Consider the following 6,535-nt stretch of genomic DNA (forward strand, 5'->3'; position numbering starts at 1 on the left):
CAGGGCCGCCCGCTTTTCGTCTCCGTCGTCCTGAGGCGACCCAAGGTTCGCCTCCCGAACCACGAACTTCTCCCCGACCCTCCACGCCGGTTGTACCCAGAAGGTCCGCAGCCGCCCAGGGCACCACGGCGCCCGGTGAGGTGGCCCTGGCAAAGCCCCCTTTCCGCCGTCGTACTCATTGCCTAACCACCACGCGGAATAGGAATCGCCGGCATGGGGTTTGATAGTGGTGTGAAGAACATCGGATTTTTGTCCTTCGGCCACTGGACCGACCATCCTCAGTCCGGCACGCGCAATGCCTCCGACGCGCTGCTGCAGGCCATCGACCTCTCGGTCGCGGCCGAGGAGCTCGGCGCCGACGGCGCCTACTTCCGCGTCCACCACTTTGCGCAGCAATACGCCTCCCCGTTCCCGCTGCTCGCGGCCATCGGCGCGCGGACCAGCCGGATCGAGATCGGCACCGGCGTGATCGACATGCGCTACGAGAACCCGCTCTACATGGCCGAGGACGCCGGCGCGGCCGACGTCATCTCGGGTGGCCGACTGCAGTTGGGGATCAGCCGTGGCTCACCCGAGCAGGTCATCGACGGGTGGCGCCACTTCGGCTTCTCCCCCGCCGAGGGCGAGTCGGACGCCGACATGGGCCGCCGGCACACCGAACGCCTTCTCGAGGTGCTCACCGGAGAGGGCTTCGCGGAGCCCAGCCCGCACCCGATGTTCCCGAATCCCCCCGGCCTGCTGCGCGTGGAGCCGCATTCGGAGGGCCTGCGCGAGCGCATCTGGTGGGGATCCGGGTCGAACGCGACGGCGGTGTGGGCGGCGAAGCTCGGCATGAACCTGCAGAGCTCCACGCTCAAGGACGACGAGTCCGGCAAGCCGTTCCACGTCCAGCAGGCCGAGCAGATCGAGCTCTACCGGCAGGCATGGAAGGAAACCGGCCACGCACGCGAACCGCGCGTCTCGGTCAGCCGCAGCATCTTCGCCCTCACGGACGAGCGCGATTGGCAGTACTTCGGCCGTGACCGCTACAGCTCCGACCAGGTGGGCAACATCGACGAGAAGACGCGCGCCGTCTTCGGCCGCTCCTATGCCGGAGCCCCCGATGAGCTGATCGAGAAGCTCGCCGAGGACGAGGCGGTCGCCACCGCTGACACCCTGCTGCTCACGGTCCCGAACCAGCTGGGCGTCGACTACAACGCCCACGTCATCGAGGCAATCCTGGAACACGTGGCACCAGGACTCGGCTGGCGCTGAGTCCCTGGCGCCACGGAGCACTGCGGGGCAGGTACCCGGTCAGCTTCCGCTGACCGGGATTGGTGAGGGGAATTCTGGTCAGGACGGCTCCGGGGTGCCGCCGTCGACGGATTCCAAGTAGGCGGCGTTCCCCCGCAATGCCGCCTCGTAACGGAGGACCTCGTCAGTGGGAAACCGATCGGCGATCAAGCGGAGCACTGATCCGAGGGCCGCGCTGGGCTTTCCCGCAGCATGCAGGGTCAGTGCCTTGAAGAGCACCAGGGTTTCCGACTTGGGAAAAGCCCGGATCCCGTCGTCGAACAGGGCCAGGCTCTCCTCCACACGCCCCATGTTGCGCAGGGTGCTGCCGTATTGCAGGTAGCACTGACGAAGCCACCGCCCTTCGAGCCCGGCGCCCATCGCCTGGCGGTAGTACTCGGCAGCCACGGCTTCCTGGCCATCGGTATCGTAGGCGCCGCCCAGCTCGTACAACGCCATCGGGTCTTCCGGGTGCTGTTCCAGGATGCGCGAGAACGCCTCGATGGTAGGGGCCATGTCCTCCCGGTCCCGGGCAACGAAGACCTCGTCCAGTTGGGCTCGGAGCTCATCGTTGGCCATCGTCGCTCTTGCTCCTCATCGGCACGGCGGGCGTCTGCCCGGACGGGAAAACACGCAGTAATCGTCAGCAAGCCTACAAACACTCCCTGCTGCCGGCAGCACCCGGGCTCCGGAAACTACCCAGCGACCCCGGCGAACTTCTTGAGCCCCGCCAGGCTGCCGTTGAAGACGTTGCCATCCACGCCCTTGGTCGGGCTGATGAAGCCGGTGGTCGTCGAGTACTGCCACACACTGTAGATGGGCCACCCTCCGGGCAAGGCGCCCGGGGTGTCCTGGGCGGCGGAGGGGTAGCGCGCGATGTGCAGGGGCCACCCCTTGAACTTCGTGGATTTGTTCGTGCATTCGTTCCACCACGAACTGGCGGTGTAGATCATCGGAACTCTTCCGGTGAGCCGCTTGACCTCATTGCCGAAAGCGGCGATCCACGTCGTGAGCTGGGTCGGTGTCATGCCGAAGCAGGAGCTGCCTTTGCCCTGCGGGTAGTCGGCAGCGCTGTAGGGGTTCCATTCGATGTCCAGCAGCGGCGGCATGGTCTTGCCGTCGGCGGACCAGCCGCCACCGTTGGCGACGAATTGGCGCGCCTGGGTGGTTCCGCTGGACGTTGCCGGCATGGCGAAGTGGTAAGCGCCGCGGATCAGCCCGGCTTTGTAGGAACCGTTGTACTGCTGGTTGAAGTAGGGGTTCTTATACAGCGTGCTCGGCCACGATTGAGTCGCCTTGACGTACGCGAAGCGTGCTCCCTTGCCATAGGCATAGGCCCAGTCGACATTTCCCTGGTGGCTGGAGACATCCACGCCCGGCACGCCCGGCGGTCGCCACCAGCCATTACCCGAGGTGTAGGCGGGGGCCACCGCCGCCGCTAGGGCTGAAACCTGGCCACGGTCCCGTGCGGGGATCGAAACGTCCGTTCCCCCGGCTTCCTGGGCCAACTGAGCCAGCTCGGCACGCGTGGGAACCTGGGCGCTGCCCGTTTCCGCAATCCGCCGTGCACCTTGCCCCATCTGCGCAGGGAGTTCCGGCATCTTCAGCGCCTCCACCGCCTCGGTGGCCAGCTTCCGACGCTCGGCGGCCGGAAGTTCGTCCTGGGCCAAAGCGTCCGCGATCTTCTGCGCCACCTGGGCCGACTGGTCGGGCGATGCGGCACCAGGATCCGCAGGGCTTGCCGAAGCAGGGACCTGCATCGAGGCCAGGGCGAAGGCAAGCGTCAGGGGGATTGCCGCCATGCGGCGGCGGGCGGAGGTTGGCTTCATGATCAGTCCTCGTGTCTGTACTGCCGAGCTGGTCGGCTGGTCCACGGGGAGTCTGGCATACCGCGCACTGGCCCCACAAGGGGTGGGGCCACTATTCAGGCAATGTTTCCTTCAGCGCCGTCACGTATTTTCTTGCTCTAGTCATGAGCCGCTCGCGCCGTGCCAACTCGTCTGGGGACGGCCGCCTCTTCCCATCGCCGAAGGTCGCAGGGGGCTTCCGCCGTCGATTCGGCAGCCGCGAAAGTTACCGCTGGCGCACTCGCGGGACAAACGCCGCCGAGCCCAGATCGGGTGCAACGATCGCCGCCCCTTCCTGGGCCGAAGGACCGCGGAGGACACTAGGGGGCGACGGGTTGGCCCGCCCAGGCCCGGGTGTAGAACCCCGGCGAACGCGAGTTGAGCAGCTCGGTGTATGCCTCTGGATCCATGGCCTGGGCCGAACTTTCCGGGACTTTCGAGGTAAAGGCGGAAACGCCTAGTCCTGCCTCATGATCCTTCAGGGTGAGGCCAGCAGCCTCCAGAATCGTGGGGTACATGTTCAGCTGGTCGACCCTCGGCCGAAGCTGCGTCTTCTGATCGTCGCCCGGAACCCAGATTCGGTTGAAGATCGTGCGGTTCTTGTGGTTGTCCAGCTGCTCGTGGAATGCGTCGCCGGCGCTCATGTGCTTGAGGTGATCGCCCATGATCACCACGGCGGTGTCGTCGAGGTAGCCCTTTTCCTTCATGTAGTCCACGAAGCCCGCGACCTGCGTCATGGAGCAGAAGAACGCGGACGTCACCTCGTTCTTCGTGTCCACCTTGCAATAGTCGTAGATGTGGACCGGCTCGTGCGTATCGAGCGTCAGCATGGACAGGTTGAACGGCTGGCCGGTCTTCTCGGCCTCTGCGTGCAGCTGGTCAATCTCCGTCTTGGCGTGCGCCATGAGGCGTCCATCGCTCAGGCCCCAGTCGGGCCGGAAGTTCTTCGCCGGCTCACCGGCGGCGCGCCAGTCCGAGAGGTCCTTCTCCTCGGAGTATCCATGCCCCTTCAGGAAGGTGCCCTTGGCGGCGAAGGCGCCGTTGGCACCGCCGAGGAAGACGCTCTTGTACCCCTGTTCCTTCAGGACGTCTCCGGCGCACGTGGAGCCTCCGAGGTAGGACTTGACGTCGGCTCCGAGTTCGTTGAGCGCACCGCTACCGCCGGCGGAGCCGGCACCCTTCAGGGGGATGCCGCACTGGGTCGAGGTAATTCCCGCCATGGTCCAGCCGCCGCCGTCGTATTGCTGGAAGTCCTTGATGCTCTTCCAACCATCCACTTCCTGGGTGGCCTTCTCCAGCGGAGCGAAGGCGTCCTTCTCGAAAAGCTGGTCATTGGCCAGGGTGCCCTCGCCGGACTCGAGGTAGATCAAAACGACGTTGCGCTTGTGTTCGGCGCTGGTGACCTTCGGCTGCACGAAATAGTTGCCAATGTCGTACGGGGAGTTGGCGGCCTTGATGTAATCGCCCACGCCGACGGTCGTGGCGAAGGCTGTGGTCCCGCCGACGACCACCGCGGCCACCAGAACAGTGGAGATGGATCGCATGATCCAGCGAGGGCGTCGCGAACTCAGGGTGTCCCCGCGCAGCCGACGCTTGCGGCGCCGCGAATGCTGCCACAGGGCGATTCCGACGGTGATGAGCAGTGGGACGACGCCAATGGCGACGATACCGACCCAGACAATGGAGCCACCGCCGCCGTCGGGATCAATGGAGACGAGGTTCAGGAGCATCTGGCCGACCGAGATCTTGCCCCAATAGAAGCGGATTCCGAGGGCGGCAATGAGCAACACCAGCCCGGCCCAGATCAGCGCATAAACCAAAATCCGTCCGACGATGACGCCGACCCGTCGGGCGACATTGGGAATCCGGCCGGACATGGCAACACCTCGCGTTTCAGAAGTCCGCTTGTTTGCCGACTGCCTTTGACTGCTAGCCCGATTCCGGGCCCATGGAAGATTAGTACCCCTACGATACCCGTTCAACCACAGTTCACCTGTTGGCCATGCCTCGTCCATCGTTGCAACGCACAGCCGCCGAACCGGAATCAGACCAGTCCAGCAGTGCTCGAAACGTGACGGCCCAACTGGCAAATGCGCCCCTCATCAGTGTCGAAGGGTGCAAAGAAGACGCGACCGGCGATGAGTTCTTCTCCGCAATGCCGGTCCGCTCATCTCCCGAAGACTCGGCCAACATGCAATCAGGCTCACGTTCGAGAGCCCGGGTTCCGGAACCTTCAACGTTCCCAGAACCCGGGCTCTCTTTGGATGGCACGTCAACGCTCCCCAGGGGAGAGGAAGCGTTGACGCACCGGCTTATTGGGATCGGGACTACTTAACCCCGAACCTGCGGCGAAGGCCCAGCGCGGCCAAACCACACCAGCGGACCGGTGTTGGCACACGTGTGGGCCAGCAGGTCGGCTCCACGCGTGGAACCGCTAGCGTTCGGCGTCGGTTCACGTGCGCCTGCGGTGCCAACTGCGATCCCAGTCATCTCTTGTTGCACGACCACACCGGCGAATTCGCCGGTCACGACGAGACCACTCTGGGCAGTCTCGCCGTTGTCGACGGTCGACCCTGCTTGTCCGTTGCCCGGGGCGGTTGGCGTGACACCATCGCCCTTTTCTACGGACATGCCCGGGTTCTCTGGGTCCGTTCCTGGATTCTCCGGATCAGTCCCCGGCTCTTCGGTCCAGCTGACACCGGGGTCGTGACCGGGTTGTCGCCAATGACGGAGACGGTATTGCCATCAACATTGATGGGCAGATTGACGACAGGAACCATGACGGGTGTGTTGGTGGATCCCGTATAAGGATCGCCAACACACCCGCCTGTTGGCTCCTGTTACTTGGCTCCGAGGAACCGGCGGAAGCCAAACGCGGCGCAACCGACCAGGACCAGAAGTCCCCCGACAAGCGCCAGCGAACCGGCTGTCGCCCCCGTCTTGGCGAGCGCCCCATCGTTGGATGCAGAGTCGATCGCCGTACCGGAATCTGCGCCGTTCGCCGAAGAGCCGCTCAGGCCATTGGCTTGGGCGGAAACCATCGAACCGTCATTCGAGCCAGTCCCGATCGATCCCGTGCCCACGGCTCCGGATTCAGCCGAGGTCTGGTCAGACGCCCGCACGATGGAGCTCGCGTTGCCGCCCTGCCCATGCGCGGACCCGGCCGAAGCCGAGATTTCCGAACCGGCAGATGTGCCAGGCGCCTCTGAATCCGAGCCGATGCTGCCTGAATCGTTTCCGGTTCCCTCAGACACCGTTCCTGAGTTCCCCGGGTCCGTTACCGGGTTATCAGAAACGGCGCCCGGGTTATCAGAACCGTCAGTCGCGCCGTCGCTTCCTGTTCCTGGATCCGTACCCGGAGCAACACCACCGGCATCAGGATCCGAGGAATCCGAACCATCAGCCCCCTCGTCACC

The 6,535-nt window shown here is 64.9% G+C and carries 5 protein-coding genes; 1 reads left to right on the top strand and 4 read right to left on the bottom strand.

Features of this window, described 5'->3' with window-relative positions; genetic code table 11:
* Positions 1 to 213: 213 nt before the first annotated feature.
* Positions 214 to 1,254 (top strand): LLM class flavin-dependent oxidoreductase, encoded by a 1,041-nt coding sequence (locus ABD088_RS13245; RefSeq protein WP_425546023.1) that lies wholly within the window; start codon positions 214 to 216, stop codon positions 1,252 to 1,254.
* A 78-nt stretch (positions 1,255 to 1,332) separates the two neighbouring features.
* On the opposite strand, the gene ABD088_RS13250 is transcribed toward ABD088_RS13245, so the two are convergent.
* The 4 genes from ABD088_RS13250 to ABD088_RS13265 form a co-directional block, all read right to left on the bottom strand.
* Positions 1,333 to 1,851 carry a tetratricopeptide repeat protein gene (locus ABD088_RS13250; protein ID WP_343902423.1) on the bottom strand — a complete coding sequence of 173 codons (519 nt, stop codon included), beginning with the start codon at positions 1,849 to 1,851 and terminating at the stop codon, positions 1,333 to 1,335.
* A gap of 116 nt (positions 1,852 to 1,967) precedes the next feature.
* Positions 1,968 to 3,101: a GH25 family lysozyme gene (locus tag ABD088_RS13255; RefSeq protein ID WP_343902424.1), complete on the bottom strand. Its 1,134-nt coding sequence runs from the start codon at positions 3,099 to 3,101 to the stop codon at positions 1,968 to 1,970.
* Between the two features lie 338 nt (positions 3,102 to 3,439).
* Positions 3,440 to 4,996, bottom strand: coding sequence for an LTA synthase family protein (locus ABD088_RS13260; RefSeq protein ID WP_343902425.1), 1,557 nt, complete (start codon positions 4,994 to 4,996; stop codon positions 3,440 to 3,442).
* A 963-nt stretch (positions 4,997 to 5,959) separates the two neighbouring features.
* Positions 5,960 to 6,535 (bottom strand): LPXTG cell wall anchor domain-containing protein (locus tag ABD088_RS13265; protein WP_343902426.1); only part of this gene is annotated, 576 nt, incomplete at its 5' end.

Source organism: Arthrobacter rhombi (assembly GCF_039526245.1).
In the GTDB taxonomy this organism is placed as follows: domain Bacteria; phylum Actinomycetota; class Actinomycetes; order Actinomycetales; family Micrococcaceae; genus Arthrobacter_H; species Arthrobacter_H rhombi.

Excerpts from the sequence above, each read along its gene's own strand:
- ABD088_RS13245 (WP_425546023.1), top strand. The coding sequence starts at position 214 with ATGGGGTTTGATAGTGGTGTGAAGAACATCGGATTTTTGTCCTTCGGC.
- ABD088_RS13250 (WP_343902423.1), bottom strand. The coding sequence starts at position 1,851 with ATGGCCAACGATGAGCTCCGAGCCCAACTGGACGAGGTCTTCGTTGCC.
- ABD088_RS13255 (WP_343902424.1), bottom strand. The coding sequence starts at position 3,101 with ATGAAGCCAACCTCCGCCCGCCGCCGCATGGCGGCAATCCCCCTGACG.
- ABD088_RS13260 (WP_343902425.1), bottom strand. The coding sequence starts at position 4,996 with ATGTCCGGCCGGATTCCCAATGTCGCCCGACGGGTCGGCGTCATCGTC.